Origin of the sequence: Galactobacter valiniphilus, assembly GCF_003575975.1 — a bacterium.
Classification (GTDB): domain Bacteria; phylum Actinomycetota; class Actinomycetes; order Actinomycetales; family Micrococcaceae; genus Galactobacter; species Galactobacter valiniphilus.
This window is the reverse complement of the sequence record NZ_QQXK01000014.1, coordinates 71,309-87,397: the sequence shown is the minus strand read 5'-3', so window position 1 is coordinate 87,397 and position 16,089 is coordinate 71,309. Positions and strand designations below refer to the sequence as shown.

Here is a 16,089-nt window from a genome sequence, read left to right as displayed (position 1 = left end):
GGCGCGGGCTGGAACGTCATCAAGGTCGTCTGGGGCCGCGAGTGGGACTCGCTGCTGGCCAAGGACGACGAGGGCGCCCTCGTGGACATCATGAACTCCACGCCGGATGGCGATTACCAGACCTACAAGGCCGAGTCCGGCGCCTTCGTGCGCGAGCACTTCTTCGGCAAGGACCCGCGCACCAAGGACATGGTCGCGGACCTCTCCGATGACGAGATCTGGAACCTGAAGCGCGGCGGCCACGACTACCGCAAGGTGTACGCGGCCTACAAGGCGGCGACGGAGCACCAGGGTCAGCCCACGGTGATCCTGGCCCACACGGTCAAGGGTTACGGCCTGGGCACGCACTTCGAGGGCCGCAACGCGACCCACCAGATGAAGAAGCTGACCCTGGATGACCTCAAGGCCTTCCGCGACCACCTGCGCATTCCGATCACGGGCGAGCAGCTGGAGAAGGATCCCTACCGTCCGCCGTACTACCACCCCGGCATGGACGCCCCGGAGATCCAGTACCTCATGACGCGCCGCCACGCCCTGGGTGGTTTCACCCCGGAGCGCCGCACGCGCCACACCGAACTGGCCCTCCCGGGCGACAAGGCCTACACCGCGGCGACCCGCGGCTCCGGCACGCAGCAGGCGGCCACGACCATGGCGTTCGTGCGCCTGCTCAAGGACCTCATGCGCGACAAGCAGTTCGGTCAGCGCATCGTCCCGATCGTGCCGGACGAGTCTCGCACCTTCGGCATGGACTCGCTCTTCCCCACGGCCAAGATCTACAACCCGAACGGGCAGAACTACATCTCCGTGGACCGCGAGCTCGTGCTGGCGTACAAGGAGTCGGCGCAGGGTCAGCTGATCCACCCGGGCATCAACGAGGCGGGCGCGGTGGCGGCCTTCACCGCGGCCGGCACCTCCTACTCGACGCACGGCGAGCCGCTCATCCCCGTGTACGTCGTCTACTCGATGTTCGGTTTCCAGCGCACGGCGGATGCCTTCTGGGCCGCCGGCGACCAGATGGCCCGCGACTTCGTGATCGGCGCGACGGCCGGCCGCACCACGCTGACGGGCGAGGGCCTGCAGCACGCGGACGGCCACTCGCACCTGCTCGCGGCGACGAACCCGGCCGTGGTGTCCTACGACCCCGCGTACGGCTACGAGATCGGGCACATCATGCGCTCCGGCCTCGAGCGCATGTACGGCGGCAAGCACGCCGATCCGGACGTCATGTACTACGTCACCGTGTACAACGAGCCGTACGTGCAGCCCGCGGAGCCGGCGGACGTGGACGTCGAGGGCATCATCAAGGGCATTCACCGCGTGTCCCCGGCGGCCGCTGCCGCCGCCGATGCGCCCAAGGCCCAGCTGCTCGCCTCCGGCGTGGCCGTGCCGTGGACCATCGAGGCCCAGCGCCTGCTGGCCGAGGACTGGGGCGTGGCCGCCGATGTGTGGTCCGTGACCTCCTGGAACGAGCTGGCCCGCGACGGTCACGCCGCCGACGCCGCGACCTTCGAGGACGGCGAGGACCGCGAGGCCTACGTGACCTCCAAGCTCGCCGGGGCCGAGGGACCGGTCGTGGCCGTGTCCGATCACATGAAGGCCGTGCCGGAGCAGCTGCGCCCGTTCATCCCGGGCGACTACTCCGTCCTGGGTGCCGACGGCTTCGGCTTCTCCGACACGCGTGCCGCCGCACGCCGCTTCTTCCGCATCGACGCCCACTCCGTGGTCGTCAAGGCGCTGCAGCGCCTCGAGAAGCAGGGCCAGGTCCCGGCCGGCACGTGGCGCGAGGCGTACAACAAGTACCGCATCGACGTCGTCACGGCTGGCATCCCCGGCAACGCCGGCGGCGACGCCTGATCCGCCCGAGTCCTCCCGGCGCCGCACCGCCGGGACCATGAACGGCCGCTCTCCTTGCTCACGCAAGGAGGGCGGCCGTTCGGCGTTGTTATCCCTCACAGTGGCAGGAAATGCACGACGGCGCGTGGCGCGCACACGCCGTCGCCCCGACGTGCGATTCTGGGGCCACGGCGGTGGTTTTGCTGGGGAGGAGGCGCACCATGAGGCCCGGTGAGAGCGACGAGTGGGACGGACACGGTCCGGAGGACGAGCCGTGGATGGACGGCGAGGAGGATCGCTTCGATCGTTCCAAAGCGCGGGCCATTCAGGCCGGGGGCTTGAGCCCCACGGGTGGACTGCGCTCCGGCTTTGAGGACGAGGTGGACGGCCACCTGCTCTGGATCGGTGCGCTCGCGCTCCTGGTGCCGGGGCCGTACCCGGCCGGCTTCCTGGGCGGGCTGTTGGTGGCCGACTCCGAGTCGGATGACACGCCCGCCGTCACGATCAACACGGGCGTGAGCGCCGGGGCGGTCTTCGTCTACACCGAGGCCCTGGCCATGCGGCCCGCGCAGGTCGAGGCGGGCTTCGAGGACGTCGTGGAGCTGTCGGTGCGCGTGGACCAAGGCCCCGTCTTCGTCGAGGGCGGCCTGGACCGGGACTCCTCGCTCGACCGCCGCCTCGATGGACACGGCCCCGGCTGGTACCGCGTGCGCGTTCACGCCGTGAACCGTGACCTGGAGGACGGCGAGGAGGCCACGGCGCCGTGGGAGCAGTATTTGGTGCAGGCCTGGCCGGAGGACGGCTGCCGCGACGCGCTCGTGTGGCGCGAGATGAGCCGCGTCTCCGCGACGCTGGATGATCTTTCCGAGGAGAGCGAACGCCCGTGGGGCAGCGACGAGGTGCCGCGGATCATCGCCATGACCCCGGACTGGGTCGAGCCGGCGCCCACGGTCCACTACGACCGCCCGCAGATCCCGCGCCCCGAGGCCGTTGACTGGTCCGGCGAGGAGTGGGAGGAGCTCTACGGCGAGGAGGGCCCGGCCGAGCCGGCCCTTGGCCTGGAGCGCCGCTACCTGGAGCTGCTGCTGGGCCGCGGTTTCGTTGAGGACGACCCCTCCGACGCCGCCGTGCTGGCCGCCGTGCGCCTGCGCGTCACCGAGGAACAGATGCGCGAGCGGGTGGCCGGCTGGGAAGCGGAGCGCGGGGCGGAGGCCTAACTCAGGGGGCCTGGGCCGCACCGCGCCGGGGTGCTCAGCGCTCGCGTGCGGGCCGCTCAATGAGGCCGGAACCCGGCCGTGCGCCGTCGTGCGCTCTCTGGTTCAAGACGGTGAAGGGCCCCGGAACGTGGCCGACGGTTCCGAGGGGATAGTCGGCCCTCGGAACCATCGGTCCCGCTCCGGGGCCCGTTGACCCCGTCCCGCGTGTCCGCGCGAGGGTCGGGGTGGCTCGTGGTGTGCGGCGATCAGCCGCGGACGAAGCGCAGCACGCCGTGCACCACGCCGCCGAGGCGGGAGGGGCGGCGCGGGCGCGAGGAGCCCGGGAAGTCCGGGTCGCAGCCGCCGGCCGGGAACTCGGGCCACTGCAGCTCCGTGCCGGGCTCCACGATGCGTGCGTGGATGGGCAGGGAGCTCGTGAGGGGCCGCGGTTCCGCGGGGGAGTGGGAGCCAAGAATGGCCGGAGCGTGCGTGTTCGCGGTGTTGTGCTGGAGAGTCATGACCCACCTCTTTCCGTGGCCTACATTCCGCAATGTGGAATGTGAAGTTCGAATGGTGGAACTAGCCTGCATGCGCTGCGGGTGGAGCGCAAGGGGTATCCCATTTTTCGATCTCATATGAACAGGGGGTTGACAGGGGGAGTGTGACCCCGGTTACATGGTTCTTAGCAGGAAAATGGAATCGAAATTCCGCCATACGAAACATGGAGTCAATCCCGGGCACCCCAGCCCGTGGGGGTAAGGGTGTTCAGCCGGGCGGGCCACATCACGAGTGGAAAGCGCTGACACCCATTCTTTTGTCGATCTTCAACACCCTAGAGCCCGTCGAGGCCGCCGCAGCAGTGCGGCCCGCCGTCGACGTGGACCGCTGGGTGGACGCCGTCGTCGACGGCCGGCCCTACGCCAGCCGCGAGGCCCTCCTGGCCCACGCCGCGCAGATCCCGGCCTTCACCGATCAGGAGATCGCCGCCGCCCTGGCGCATCACCCGCGCATCGGCGAGAAGCCGCAGGGTGACTCCGCCGAGGCCGAACTCTCCCGCAGCGAGCAGGCCGGCGTCGGGGTCGACCGCGACGCGCAGCTCGCCCGGAAGCTCGCCGAGGGCAACGCCGCCTACGAGGCCCGCTTCGACCGTGTCTTCCTCATCCGCGCGGCCGGCCGCTCGGTTCCCGAGATCCTCGAGAACCTGGAGCGCCGCCTCGGACAGGATGAGGCCACTGAAAACGCGGAGGTTGCCGATCAGCTCGCGCAGATCGCCCTCCTCCGCCTCGAGGGGATCGTGGAGGCCGACGCCGTAGGCGACACGCGCAGCCACATCACCACCCATGTGCTCGACACCGGGACCGGGAGGTCTGCCTCCGGTGTCAAGGCCACGCTGGAAGCCAACACGGACTCCGGCTGGCAAGAGATCGGACGAGGTGAGACCGACGACGACGGTCGCATCAAGAACCTCGGTCCGACGGAGGTCGCAGTAGGCCACTACCGGTGCACGTTCGACACCGGCGCCTACTACGGGAACAAGGGTACGGAAACCTTCTTCCCCGCTGTCGTCATCGAGTTCACCGTCGCCGACGCGCTCGCTCACTACCACGTGCCTCTTCTCATCAGCCCATTTGCCTACTCGACGTACCGAGGGAGTTAACATGACCGCCACCGCTGACACCACCGCCGGCACCCGCATCGTTCTGGGGAAGAACCAGTACGGCAAGACCGAGGTCCGCCTCGTTAAGATCACCCGCGACACCGATCGCCACCAGATCGAGGACCTCAACGTCACCTCGCAGCTGCACGGCGACTTCAACGCCGCCCACCGCGACGGCGACAACGGCCTGGTTGTCCCCACCGAAACCCAGAAGAACACCGTCTACGGCCTGGCCCGCGACGGCGTCGGCGCGGTCGAGGACTTCCTCATCCGCCTCGGCAGCCACTTCGTGAACGAGTTCGAGTGGATCGAGGGTGGCCGCTGGGCCGCCGAGCAGTACTTCTGGGATCGCATCAACGATCACGACCACGCGTTCTCCCGCAACAAGTCCGAGGTCCGCACCGCGGTGCTGGAGATCAAGGATGGCGAGAAGAACGTCGTCGCCGGCATCCAGGACCTGACCGTCCTGAAGTCCACCGGTTCCGAGTTCCACGGCTTCCCCGTGGATCGCTACACCACGCTGAAGGCGACCTCCGATCGCATCCTCGCGACGGACGTCACCGCCCGCTGGCGCAACTCCGCCGCCGCCGTCGAGGCCGGCATCGACTTCGACGCCGTCTACGCCGACGTCCGCAAGCGCCTGCTCACCACGTTCGCCAACACGCACTCCCTGGCCCTGCAGCAGACCATGTTTGCCATGGGCGAGGACGTGCTGAACGCGCATCCCGAGATCGAAGAGATCAAGATGTCGCTGCCGAACAAGCACCACTTCCTCGTTGACCTGGAGGTCTTTGGCCAGGACAACCCCAACGAGGTCTTCTTCGCCGCCGATCGCCCGTACGGCCTGATCGAGGCGACCATCCAGCGCGAAGGCGGCGCTGAGTCCCACCAGATCTGGGAAAACATCCCCGGCTTCTGCTGATTTCCCACCCTTGATGACCGGTTGAGTCAGGCGGGCCGCGCCGCACCGCGGCCCGCCTGCGCGCAACAAAGGAGTTTCGCGTGATGACAAGCAAGTCGAAGACCCCCGCACCCCCCTCCACCGCACCGGAGGACGAGCGCCTGCCGTTCGGCCGCACCATAGCGTTTGGCCTCCAGCACGTCCTGACGATGTACGGCGGCATCATCGCCCCGCCGCTCATCATCGGCCAGGCCGCCGGCCTCTCGAGCGACCAGATCGCTCTGCTCGTGGCCTGCTGCCTCTTCATCGGCGGCCTCGCCACCATCCTTCAGTCGTGGGGCATCCCGTTCTTCGGCTCCAAGCTTCCGCTGGTCCAGGGCACCTCGTTCGCGTCGGTGTCCACCATGGGCGCCATCGTCTCCGGCGCCCCGGACCACGTGCACGGGCTGCAGTCCGTCTTCGGCTCGGTCATCGTGGCCGGCGCGATCGGCTTCCTGATCGCCCCGTTCTTCGCGAAGATCATCCGCTTCTTCCCGCCGGTCGTGACCGGCGTGGTCATCACCATGATCGGCGTCTCGCTCACGCCGGTCGCGGCCAACTGGGCCATGGGCGGCAACGCCAAGGCCGAGAACTACGGCTCGCTGCAGAACATCGGCCTCGCCGCCCTGGTGTTTGCGCTGACGATCCTCTTCTCCAAGCTCGGCAACGCCGCGATCTCCCGCCTCTCCATCCTGATCGCCATGGTGGTCGGCACGCTGGTCGCCATCCCGCTGGGCATGGCCGACTTCTCCAAGGTCGGCACGGGCGCCATCTTCGCCTTCCCGCAGCCGCTCGCCTTCGGCATGCCGGTCTTCGAGTTCGGCGCCATCCTCTCCATGACCATCGTCGTCATCGTGATCCTCACGGAGACCACGGCGGATATCCTGGCGGTCGGTGAGATCACCGGTGCCAAGGTCGACTCGAAGCGCATCGCCAACGGCCTGCGCGCCGACATGGCCTCCACCTTTGTTGCCCCGTTCTTCAACACCTTCACGCAGTCGGCTTTTGCGCAGAACGTGGGTCTCGTGACGATCACCGGCGTGAAGTCGCGCTTCGTGGTCACGGCCGGCGGCGGCATCTCGGTGATCCTCGGCCTGCTGCCGATCCTCGGCCGCTTCGTCGCCGCGATTCCCACGCCCGTCCTGGGCGGCGCCGGCATCGTGCTCTTCGGCACCGTTGCCGCCTCGGGCATCCGCACGCTCTCCAAGGTCAACTACGACGGCTACAACCTGATCATCTTGGGCGCCTCGATCGCCTTCGGCGGCATCCCGATCGTCAAGCCCGAGTTCTACAACCACTTCCCGGACTGGGCCGCGACCATCCTGCACTCCGGCATCAGCTCCGCCGCCATCATGGCCGTGCTGCTGAACATCATCTTCAACGAGATCCAGGGCGGTAACTCCAAGAAGGGCTCCGTGTTTGTGGCGGCCCCGCCGCGCATGGTCCGCGAGGAGGAGCTGGACAACCTCGAGGACGGCGACTCCTACATCGGCGGCAAGCTCGTGGACGCCGAGGGCAACGAGGTCAAGGTCGTCACGGCGCAGCAGCAGCTCACGGAGCTCAAGCGCCACGCCAAGGCCTGCGAGAAGAACAACGTGCCGGTGCCGGAGTCGGTCACGGCCGCGCTGCAGAAGATCGAGCGCGACGGCACCCTGCCCTCCGGCGCATGCAGGAGGCGCTCCCCGTGTGGGGGAGCGCCTCCTCGCGCGTTGGGTCGCTCACGGCCAACGGGAATCTTGGAGTGCGAAATGCGCCGAAGGGGGCGGTCGTGAGCGCATTTCGCACTCCGACTTCGCGTGCTCCCGGGCCGTCGGAGTGTGCGTGTCGTGCGCCGTGAAGCGGGGCGTGTGGGCGGCGTGCGGCGCGCATTTTCGGGTGCCCGACGGCGCCCGGGCGCCTGGGGTGCCTCCCGTCCGCCCGGGGGCGGGGCTGGGACCGGGCCCCGCGCCGTCGTGCGTTGGCCGGTGCGGCGGGGCACACCGCGTTCGCGAGTGCCTTGTGCCGCCCGGCGTCTTTGGCGAGTGCCGCGTGCCGGCGAAACGGCGCGGGAGGCGACACGCGGCACTCGCGAACGAGCCTCCGGCAACTACTTGGAGTGCGAAATGCGCCGAAGGAGGCGACCTTGAGCGCATTTCGCACTCCAACTTCGTGTGGGCCCGGGGCCGCCGGAGTTTGCGTGGCGTGCGTCGTGAAGTGGGGTCCCTTCACGGCGCACGGCACGCAAAGTAGCAGCGACACCAAGAAAAACCGCGGGCCGGCCTCCCCTCAAGGGAAACCGGCCCGCGGCGGGGCGCCGAAGCGCGGAGGAACTCAGGCGCCGGAGCGCAGGGCCTGCGAGATCGCGGCGGCCGCGGCGGTCAGGGCCGGCACGGCGCGGTCGGCGAAGGACTCGTCCACGCGGGAGATCGGGCCGGAGACGGACACGGCCAGGCGGGTCGCGGAGTCCGGGATGGCCACGGCGTAGCAGCGCGAGCCCATCTCCTGCTCCTGCTCGTCCACGGCGTAGCCGCGCTCGCGCGTGGCCTCGAGGTCGGCCAGGAGCGACTCGACGTCGGTGTGCGTGTTGACGGTGCGGGAGGCCATCCCGGTGCGTTCCATGAGCGAGCGGACCTGCTCCTCGGGCAGCTGCGCCAGGATCGCCTTGCCCACGCCGGAGTAGTGCAGCGGCACGCGCTGGCCCACCTCGGTGAACATGCGCATGGCGTGCGGCGAGGGCACCTGGCCCACGTAGGTGACGCGGTCGTCGTCGAGTACGGCCAGGTTGGCGGTCTCGCCGAGCTGCTCCACGAGTGAGCGCATGATCGGCTTGGCCAGCGCCCCGAGCTGGCGGTTCGCGACCTCGCCCAGGTGGATGAGCCGTGGGCCCAGCGCGTAGCTGCGGTCGGGCAGCTGGCGCACGTGGCCCATGCTCACGAGCGTGCGCAAGAGGCGGTGGATGGTAGGCAGCGGCAGGGGCGTGCGCTGGCTGAGCTCGCTCAGGGTCAGCTCGCCGCCGGCGGCCGCGATGGTCTCGAGGAGAGCGAAGGCTCGCTCCACGGATTGGACGCCGCCGGAACGGGTCGGGGTCTCCTGCGTTCCTTGTGTCATGACAGGCATCCTATCGCTATGTGGGGGAATCTTTCCGCACTCTGGATAAGTTCCGCGTGATCTGGTTCACTTGTGCCAAGATCTCATCAGTCAGAATCTTTCTTCCACGATACGAAATCTTGAGGAGGCACTCATGGCCGCTCCTAGCCCCGGCTACTCGATGACCCTGCGCGTGGAGGCTCCCGCGTCGTTCACCGCCACGAGCGAGATCGCCAACGCGATCGGCGCCGCCGGCGCCGCCGTGACCGCCCTGGACGTCGCCGAGTCCACGCACTCCAAGCTCGTCGTGGACGTCACCTTCGACACCACCGACGCCGATCACGGCCAGCGCGTGCGCAACGAGATCGACGCCCTGGAGAACATCTCGGTCCGCCAGGCCTCCGACCGCACCTTCCTCATGCACCTCGGCGGCAAGCTCGAGGTGGTCCCCAAGGTGCCGCTGCGCAACCGCGACGATCTCTCCCGCGCCTACACGCCCGGCGTCGCCCGCGTCTGCATGGACATCTACGAGCACCCCGAGAACGCCCGCAACCTCACGGTGAAGCGCAACACGGTCGCCGTCGTCACCGACGGCACCGCGGTCCTCGGCCTGGGCGACATCGGCCCGGCCGCCGCCCTTCCCGTCATGGAGGGCAAGGCGGCCCTCTTCAAGCAGTTCGCCGACGTCGACGCCTGGCCCGTCTGCCTCGACACGAAGGACGCCGACGAGATCGTCGCCATCGTGAAGGCCCTCGCCCCCGTCTACGGCGGCGTGAACCTCGAGGACATCGCCGCCCCGCGCTGCTTCGAGATCGAGGCCCGCCTCCGCGAGGAGCTCGACATCCCCGTCTTCCACGACGACCAGCACGGCACCGCCATCGTGACCCTCGCCGCCCTGCGCAACGCGCTGCTCGTGGTGGGCAAGAAGATCAAGGACGTCAAGATCGTCGTCTCCGGCGTCGGCGCCGCCGGCCACGCCATCATCCAGCTCCTCATCGGCGCCGGCGCGTCCAACATCGTCGCCGCCGGCCGCGCCGGCACCATCGCCCGCGGCCAGCAGCACTCCGACGAGCACCGCCAGTGGATCGCCGACAACACGAACCGGGACGCCTTCGAGGGCACCATCCACGAGGCCCTGGTCGGCGCCGACGTCTTCATCGGCGTCTCCGCCCCCGGCCTGCTCCAGGAGGAGCACGTCGCCTCCATGGCCGACGGCGCCATCGTCTTCGCCATGGCCAACCCCGACCCCGAGGTGGACCCCGCCGTTGCGGCCAAGCACGCCGCCGTCGTGGCCACCGGCCGCTCGGATTACCCGAACCAGATCAACAACGTTCTGGCCTTCCCGGGTGTCTTCCGCGGCCTGCTGGACGCCAACGTCTCCGACATCACCACCGAGATGCTCGTGGCCGCGGCGGACGCGATCGCCGATCGCGTGAGCCCCGATGAGCTCAACCCCGGTTACATCGTCCCCAGCGTGTTCGACGCTCAGGTCGCACCCGACGTCGCGGCGGCCATCGCCGCGGTGGTGGCCAAGAGCCGCTGACCCGAACACGTTGATCCCCCAACACACACAAGAGAAGCCAGTAGGAGGCAACTCATGAGCATCACGCTGACCCGCCACCCCGAGCACGCCCGCGCGGCCGAGATCCTTTCGGACGACGCGCTGGCCTTCATTGAGGAGCTCCACCACCGCTTTGCCGGCCGTCGTGCCGAGCTGGTGGCGGCGCGCGAGGATCGTCGTCAGGAGGCCAGCGCGAGCGGCACCCTGGACTTCCTTCCGGAGACCCAGGCCGTGCGCGAGGGTGACTGGAAGGTGGCGCCGGCTCCGGCCGCGCTGCAGGACCGCCGCGTGGAGATCACGGGCCCGGCCTCGCCGGCCAAGATGGCGATCAACGCCCTCAACTCCGGCGCCAAGGTCTGGCTGGCGGACCTCGAGGACGCGTCCACCCCCACGTGGGAGAACGTCGTCGACGCCGTCGCGAACCTCACCGACGCCGCCCGCGGCACGCTGGAGTTCACCTCGCCGGAGGGTAAGGAGTACCGCGTCCGCGAGGACGGCAAGACGGCGGTCGTGGTGGTTCGCCCCCGCGGCTGGCACCTCCCCGAGGAGCATGTGCTCGTGGACGGCCAGGAGGGCGTGGGCGCGCTCGTGGACTTCGGCCTGCACTTCTTCCACAACGCGAAGGCGCTCACGGCCTCCGGCCAGGGCCCCTTCTACTACCTGCCCAAGATGGAGCACCACCTCGAGGTGCGCCTCTGGAACGAGGTCTTCACCTTCGCCCAGGAGTACATTGGCATCCCGCACGGCACCATCCGCGCCACGATGCTCATCGAGACCATCCCGGCGGCCTTCCAGATGGAGGAGTTCCTCTACGAGCTGCGCGATCACGCCTCGGGCCTGAACGCCGGCCGCTGGGACTACCTCTTCTCCATCGTGAAGACCTTCCGCGATTCCACGGCCGGGGACTTCGTGCTCCCGGACCGCGGCGCCGTCTCCATGACGAGCCCCTTCATGCGCGCGTACACCGAGCTGCTCGTGAAGACCTGCCATCGCCGCGGCGCCTTCGCCATGGGCGGCATGGCCGCCGTCATCCCGGACCGCAAGCAGCCCGAGGTCACGGCCGCGGCGTTTGCCAAGGTGCGCGACGACAAGACCCGCGAGGCCGGCGACGGCTTCGACGGCTCGTGGGTGGCGCACCCGGACCTCGTGCCCGTGTGCCAGGAGATCTTCGACGCCGTGCTCGGCGACAAGCCGAACCAGGTTGACCGCCTCCGCGAGGAGGTCCAGGTGACCCCGGCCCAGCTGCTCGACGTCGCCGGCGCCTCCGGCGAGGTCACCGAGGCCGGCCTGCGCACCAACCTCTACGTGGCGGTCGCCTACACGGCCGTCTGGCTCTCCGGCAACGGCGCCGTGGCGATCCACCACCTCATGGAGGACGCGGCCACCGCGGAGATCTCCCGCACGCAGATCTGGCAGCAGGTCAACCAGGGCGTGAAGGCGGCCGACACCGGCAACGTCATCACCTATGACCTGGTGCAGTCGGTGCTCGCCGAAGAGGTGGAGCGCCTGCGCGGCGAGGTCGCCAACGAGGAGCGTTTCGAGCGTTACTACGCCGCGGCCGCCGCCCTCATTTCCCGTCTCGTCTCCGGTCGCCCGGAGGACTACGAGGATTTCCTCACGCTGCCGGCGTACCGTCTGCTGGATCAGCTCAAAACCCAGGCAGGCGCACGATAACCACGTCCCCGACCAGCACCGACATGGGCGTCCTCTCCGAGGCCGACCTCAGCCGCGCCGACGAGGCCCTCGCGGGCACCGACGCGCTGCTGGCCCGGGAGTACCCGGGTGATCGCGAGGTCCGCCAGCCCGTGCACACCGTCTACGTGGGCATGGATCGCTACACCCCGGAGCTCCCGGCGCAGTGGGGCCAGCAGGCCCTCGCCGCGGCGGCGGCTCACGGCGGCGTGGCGGGCGTGGCCGAGCTCGTCGGGCTGGCCGGGGACGCCGGCCTCATCGCCAACGTCCAGCGCAAGCTGGAGAACGAGCCCATCGAGGACCTGCGCCTCGATGCGGAGGACGGCTACGGGGATCACCCGGAGCGCGAGGATCAGGACGTCGTTCTCATGGCCACCCGCGTGGCCGAGGCGATGGAGCGGGGCCTCACCACCCCGTTCATCGGCACGCGCTTCAAGTGCCTCGAGGAGCCCGCCCGCCGCCGCGGCCTGCACACGCTGGACCTGTTCGTCTCCACGCTCATGAGCCGCGCCGGGCGCCTGCCCGAGGGTGTGACCATCACGCTGCCCAAGGTCTCCACCCTGGAGCAGGTCGAGGTCATGGTCGAGGTCTGCCGCAAGCTGGAGCAGGCCCACGGCCTGCCCGAGCGCGCGCTGACCTTCGAGGTGCAGGCCGAGACGCCGCAGATCATCCTGGGCGGCGACGGCACGGTCACCGCCGCCCGGCTCCTGCGCGTCGGCGACGGACGCATCACCTCGCTGCACTACGGAACGTACGACTACTCGGCGTTCCTGGGCATCGATGCGGCGCACCAGTCGATGGAGCACCCCGTGGCCGACGCGGCGAAGGACCTGCTCCAGCTTGCCGTCGCCGCGACGGGCGTGCACCTCTCCGATGGCTCGACCAACATCCTGCCGATCGGCGATCAGGCCCCCGAGGCCTGGAAGCTGCACGCGCGGCTGGTGCGCCGTCACCTCGAGCGCGGCATCCGCCAGGGCTGGGACCTCCACCCGGCCCAGCTCGTGACGCGCTACCTGGCGACCTACGCCTACTACCGCGACGGGTACGAGCAGGCGGCCATCCGCCTCGCGAACTACCTCGGCGGAGTCCAGACCGCGATCATGGACGAGCCGGCCACGGCCCGCGCACTCGCCGGCTTCCTGCACCGCGGCATCGTCTGCGGCGCGATCTCGGCCGAGGACCTGGCGGCGGTCGCCCCGCTCACGCCGCAGCAGGTCGCCGAGGGCGCCCGCCCGCCGGCCCGCTGAGCCGCCCGGCCCGCCCGCCCCGCCCGCCAGGGCGGTGCACCCCACGGCACGACGGCGCGTGGGTGCCTCCCAGCGATGGGAGGCACCCGGGCGCCGCGGCCCACAGAACCACACCGACCGCCGTCGGGCATTCTTGGGATCACGGAACCACGGCGAAGCACCAGCCCCACCCCGGCCCATGCCGGAGCAGGGGCGACACGAAGAAGGAGATGACCACCATGAGCGAGACCACCGCTGCCCAGCTCGGTGAGGCTCCCTACTACGCCCCGCACGGCGGCCACCCGCCGCAGAGCGACCTGCTGACGGATCGCGCGATCGTCACCGAGGCCTACACGGTCATCCCGCGCGGCGTCATGAAGGACATCGTCACCTCGGTCTTCCCCGAGTGGACCGGCACGCGCGCCTGGGTGCTCAACCGCCCCGTGGCCGGCGGCGCCACGACCTTCGCCTAGCACATCCTCGAGGTGCTGCCCGGCGGCGGCGCCGAGAAGCCCGAGCCGCAGGAGGAGGTGGCCGGCTTCCTGTTTGTCATGGAGGGCGAGCTCACCGTGATCCACGAGGGCGAGAGCCACGTGCTCGCGCCGGGCGGCTTCGCGTTTGTCCCGGCCGGCAGCGGTTGGAGCGCCAAGAACGACGGCGACGAGCCGGCCCGCTTCCGCTGGTTCCGCAAGCGCGCCGAGCCCCTCGAGGGGCACCCCGCCCGCTTCGCCGTGGGCAACGAGCGCGACGTGGTCCCGGGCCCCATGCCGGGCACCGACGGCCGCTGGCGCACCACGCGCATGCTGGATCCGCAGGACCTCGGCTACGACTTCGGCGTGAACATCGTGACGTTCGAGCCGGGCGCCTCCATCCCGTTTGCCGAGACCCACATCATGGAGCACGGCCTCTACGTGCTGCAGGGCAAGGGCGTCTACCGCCTCAACGCCGACTGGGTCGAGGTGCAGGAGGGCGACTACATGTCCCTGCGCGCCTTCTGCCCGCAGGCTTGCTACGCCGGTGGCCCGGAGCCCTTCCGCTACCTGCTCTACAAGGACCAGAACCGTCAGGTCATGCTCTGATCTCCAAGCGGATCGGGACCGGTGGTTCGGGCGGTGGGCGCGGGCGCGCACCCACCGCCGCCGGGAACGGCGCGGATTCAATGTGTGTAGCCGTGCTGGACGCCCGGGCACGGCGGGGCGCCGTCGGCCTCTTCCCTGTGAGGGGAGAGCCCGACGGCGCCCTGTTGCGTTCCGGGGTGGCTTGGGTTTGCTGGTGCCCGACGCCCGCTCAGAAGGCGGCGATGTGCTCGAGGTCCAGCTCGGCCAGGGCCAGGTCCAGCCCGCCGCGCAGCGGCGCGGCGTGGAGTGAGAGCGCGGCGTTCACGAGCAGGGGCGGGCGGTGGAGCATGGTCGCGAGCTCGCGTTCCAGGCGCGGTGCGACGATGTCGCGGATCTTGGAGAGCACCCCCCGCACCGAGGTGGGTGCGCTTGACCTGGTGATCCGCGCAGAGCAGGCTTACACGCCCGAGGGCATCCGCGCCGTCGAGGTGGGCGTGCGCGACGGAAAGACCGTGGCGATTGAGGAGCTCGGCTTCGGCCTGAGCGGCGACTCGGTCGTGGACGTGCCCGCCGGCCAGGTGCTGCTGCCCGGCCTCGTGGATACGCACGTGCACGTTAACGAGCCCGGCCGCACCGAGTGGGAGGGCTTCGCGTCCGCCACGAAGGCCGCCGCTGCCGGCGGCGTGAGCACCATCATCGACATGCCGCTGAACTCCATCCCGCCCACCGTCACGGTGGACGCGCTGAACATCAAGCGCGACGTGGCCCGCGACAAGGCGTTCGTTGACGTGGGCTTCTGGGGCGGCGCCATCCCGGGCAACCGCGGCGACCTGCGCCCGCTGCTGGACGAGGGCGTGTTCGGCTTCACGTGCTTCCTGCTGCACTCCGGCGTTGACGAGTTCCCCTCGCTCACGGCCGATGAGATGCAGGAGGCCATGGAGGAGCTCGAGCCCGTCGACGGCCTGCTGATCGTCCACGCCGAGGACGCGCACATCATCGATTCAGCGCCCGAGGCCCACGGCCAGCACTACGCCGACTTCCTCGCTTCGCGTCCGCGCGGCGCCGAGGACCGCGCGATCGCCGACGTGATCGAGCGCGCCGAGCGCACGGGCGCCCGCGCCCACATCCTGCACCTCTCCAACGCCGACTCCATCCAGCGCGTGCGCGAGGTCAAGGCCCGCGGCGTCCGCCTGACAGTGGAGACGTGCCCGCACTACCTCACGCTCGTGGCCGAGGAGGTCCCCGAAGGGGGCCACCGCGTTCGAGTGCTGCCCGCCGATCCGCGAGGAGTCCAACCGCGACGCCCTCTGGGCTGGCCTGCTGGACGGGACGATCGACCTCATCGTGTCCGACCACTCCCCGGCCACGGCCGAGCTCAAGGGCGTGGAGCACGGCGACTTCGGCATCGCGTGGGGCGGCGTAGCCTCCCTGCAGCTGGGCCTGCCGCTCGTGTGGTCCGAGGCGCGCCGGCGCGGCGTGCCGCTGGAGCAGGTGCTGACGTGGATGGGCTCGAACACGGCCGACTTCGTTGGCCTCACCGAGAAGGGGCGGATCGCCGTGGGCAACGACGCCGACTTCTCCTTCTTTACCCCCGAGGAGTCCTTCGTGGTGCACGCCCAGGAGCTGCGCCACAAGAACCCCATCACCCCGTACGACGGCCGCGAGCTGACCGGGCGCGTGCACCGCACGCTCCTCGGCGGCACCGACGTCGACTTCGAGACGCCCACCGGGCGCCTGCTGCGCGCTCACTCCTGACGCGCGCCTCAGGCCTCGCGCCGCCGTCGTGCCTTTCATTGAAAGGGCACGACGGCGGGCCGCAAGGCTAAGCTCCTTGGCTCACCACCCCGATCGGTGGGCTAA

General features: G+C 69.8%; 11 protein-coding genes and 3 pseudogenes. 11 read left to right on the top strand and 3 right to left on the bottom strand.

Annotation, left to right across the window (positions count from 1 at the left end; translation table 11 throughout):
• On the top strand, positions 1-1,854 hold a 1,854-nt coding region (aceE, locus tag DWB68_RS08575), incomplete at its 5' end, for a pyruvate dehydrogenase (acetyl-transferring), homodimeric type (protein WP_119424721.1).
• A gap of 200 nt (positions 1,855-2,054) precedes the next feature.
• Positions 2,055-3,050 (top strand): hypothetical protein, encoded by a 996-nt coding sequence (locus tag DWB68_RS08570; RefSeq protein WP_119424720.1) that lies wholly within the window; start codon positions 2,055-2,057, stop codon positions 3,048-3,050.
• A gap of 245 nt (positions 3,051-3,295) precedes the next feature.
• Here the strand turns inward: DWB68_RS08570 and DWB68_RS08565 are convergent, their stop codons facing one another.
• Complete coding sequence (locus DWB68_RS08565) at positions 3,296-3,547, bottom strand: hypothetical protein (protein ID WP_119424719.1); 252 nt, start codon at positions 3,545-3,547, stop codon at positions 3,296-3,298.
• A 203-nt stretch (positions 3,548-3,750) separates the two neighbouring features.
• Here DWB68_RS08565 and uraD point away from each other — a divergent pair.
• The 4 genes and pseudogenes from uraD to DWB68_RS08550 form a co-directional block, all read left to right on the top strand.
• Positions 3,751-4,323 (top strand): annotated as a pseudogene (gene uraD / locus DWB68_RS08560) (2-oxo-4-hydroxy-4-carboxy-5-ureidoimidazoline decarboxylase); the annotation flags it as partial.
• Positions 4,324-4,686 carry a hydroxyisourate hydrolase gene (gene uraH, locus DWB68_RS16420; RefSeq protein ID WP_199700418.1) on the top strand — a complete coding sequence of 121 codons (363 nt, stop codon included), beginning with the start codon at positions 4,324-4,326 and terminating at the stop codon, positions 4,684-4,686. It begins immediately after the preceding pseudogene.
• A gap of 1 nt (position 4,687) precedes the next feature.
• Positions 4,688-5,608: a factor-independent urate hydroxylase gene (gene pucL / locus DWB68_RS08555; RefSeq protein WP_119424718.1), complete on the top strand. Its 921-nt coding sequence runs from the start codon at positions 4,688-4,690 to the stop codon at positions 5,606-5,608.
• 83 nt (positions 5,609-5,691) lie between these two features.
• Complete coding sequence (locus tag DWB68_RS08550; RefSeq protein ID WP_119424717.1) at positions 5,692-7,398, top strand: nucleobase:cation symporter-2 family protein; 1,707 nt, start codon at positions 5,692-5,694, stop codon at positions 7,396-7,398.
• Between the two features lie 538 nt (positions 7,399-7,936).
• Here DWB68_RS08550 and DWB68_RS08545 read toward each other — a convergent pair.
• Complete coding sequence (locus DWB68_RS08545) at positions 7,937-8,713, bottom strand: IclR family transcriptional regulator (RefSeq protein ID WP_119424716.1); 777 nt, start codon at positions 8,711-8,713, stop codon at positions 7,937-7,939.
• Positions 8,714-8,846: 133 nt separating this feature from the next.
• Here DWB68_RS08545 and DWB68_RS08540 point away from each other — a divergent pair, with 133 nt between their 5' ends.
• From DWB68_RS08540 to DWB68_RS08525, 4 genes and pseudogenes are all read left to right on the top strand, one after another.
• Complete coding sequence (locus tag DWB68_RS08540; protein WP_119424715.1) at positions 8,847-10,235, top strand: NAD(P)-dependent malic enzyme; 1,389 nt, start codon at positions 8,847-8,849, stop codon at positions 10,233-10,235.
• 54 nt (positions 10,236-10,289) lie between these two features.
• The gene (gene aceB, locus DWB68_RS08535; protein WP_119424714.1) at positions 10,290-11,927 is read left to right on the top strand and encodes a malate synthase A; all 1,638 of its coding nucleotides are present in this window, start codon (positions 10,290-10,292) and stop codon (positions 11,925-11,927) included.
• A gap of 23 nt (positions 11,928-11,950) precedes the next feature.
• Complete coding sequence (locus tag DWB68_RS08530; protein WP_119424713.1) at positions 11,951-13,192, top strand: DUF6986 family protein; 1,242 nt, start codon at positions 11,951-11,953, stop codon at positions 13,190-13,192.
• A 218-nt stretch (positions 13,193-13,410) separates the two neighbouring features.
• Positions 13,411-14,250 (top strand): annotated as a pseudogene (locus tag DWB68_RS08525) (bifunctional allantoicase/(S)-ureidoglycine aminohydrolase).
• A gap of 208 nt (positions 14,251-14,458) precedes the next feature.
• On the opposite strand, the gene DWB68_RS16220 reads toward DWB68_RS08525, so the two are convergent.
• On the bottom strand, positions 14,459-14,635 hold the full coding sequence (locus tag DWB68_RS16220; RefSeq protein ID WP_158588264.1) for a hypothetical protein: 177 nt from the start codon (positions 14,633-14,635) through the stop codon (positions 14,459-14,461).
• Between DWB68_RS16220 and allB the strand changes: the two are divergent.
• Positions 14,613-15,984 (top strand): annotated as a pseudogene (gene allB / locus DWB68_RS08520) (allantoinase AllB). The gene DWB68_RS16220 and the pseudogene allB sit on opposite strands and share 23 nt — an antisense overlap.
• Positions 15,985-16,089: the final 105 nt, after the last annotated feature.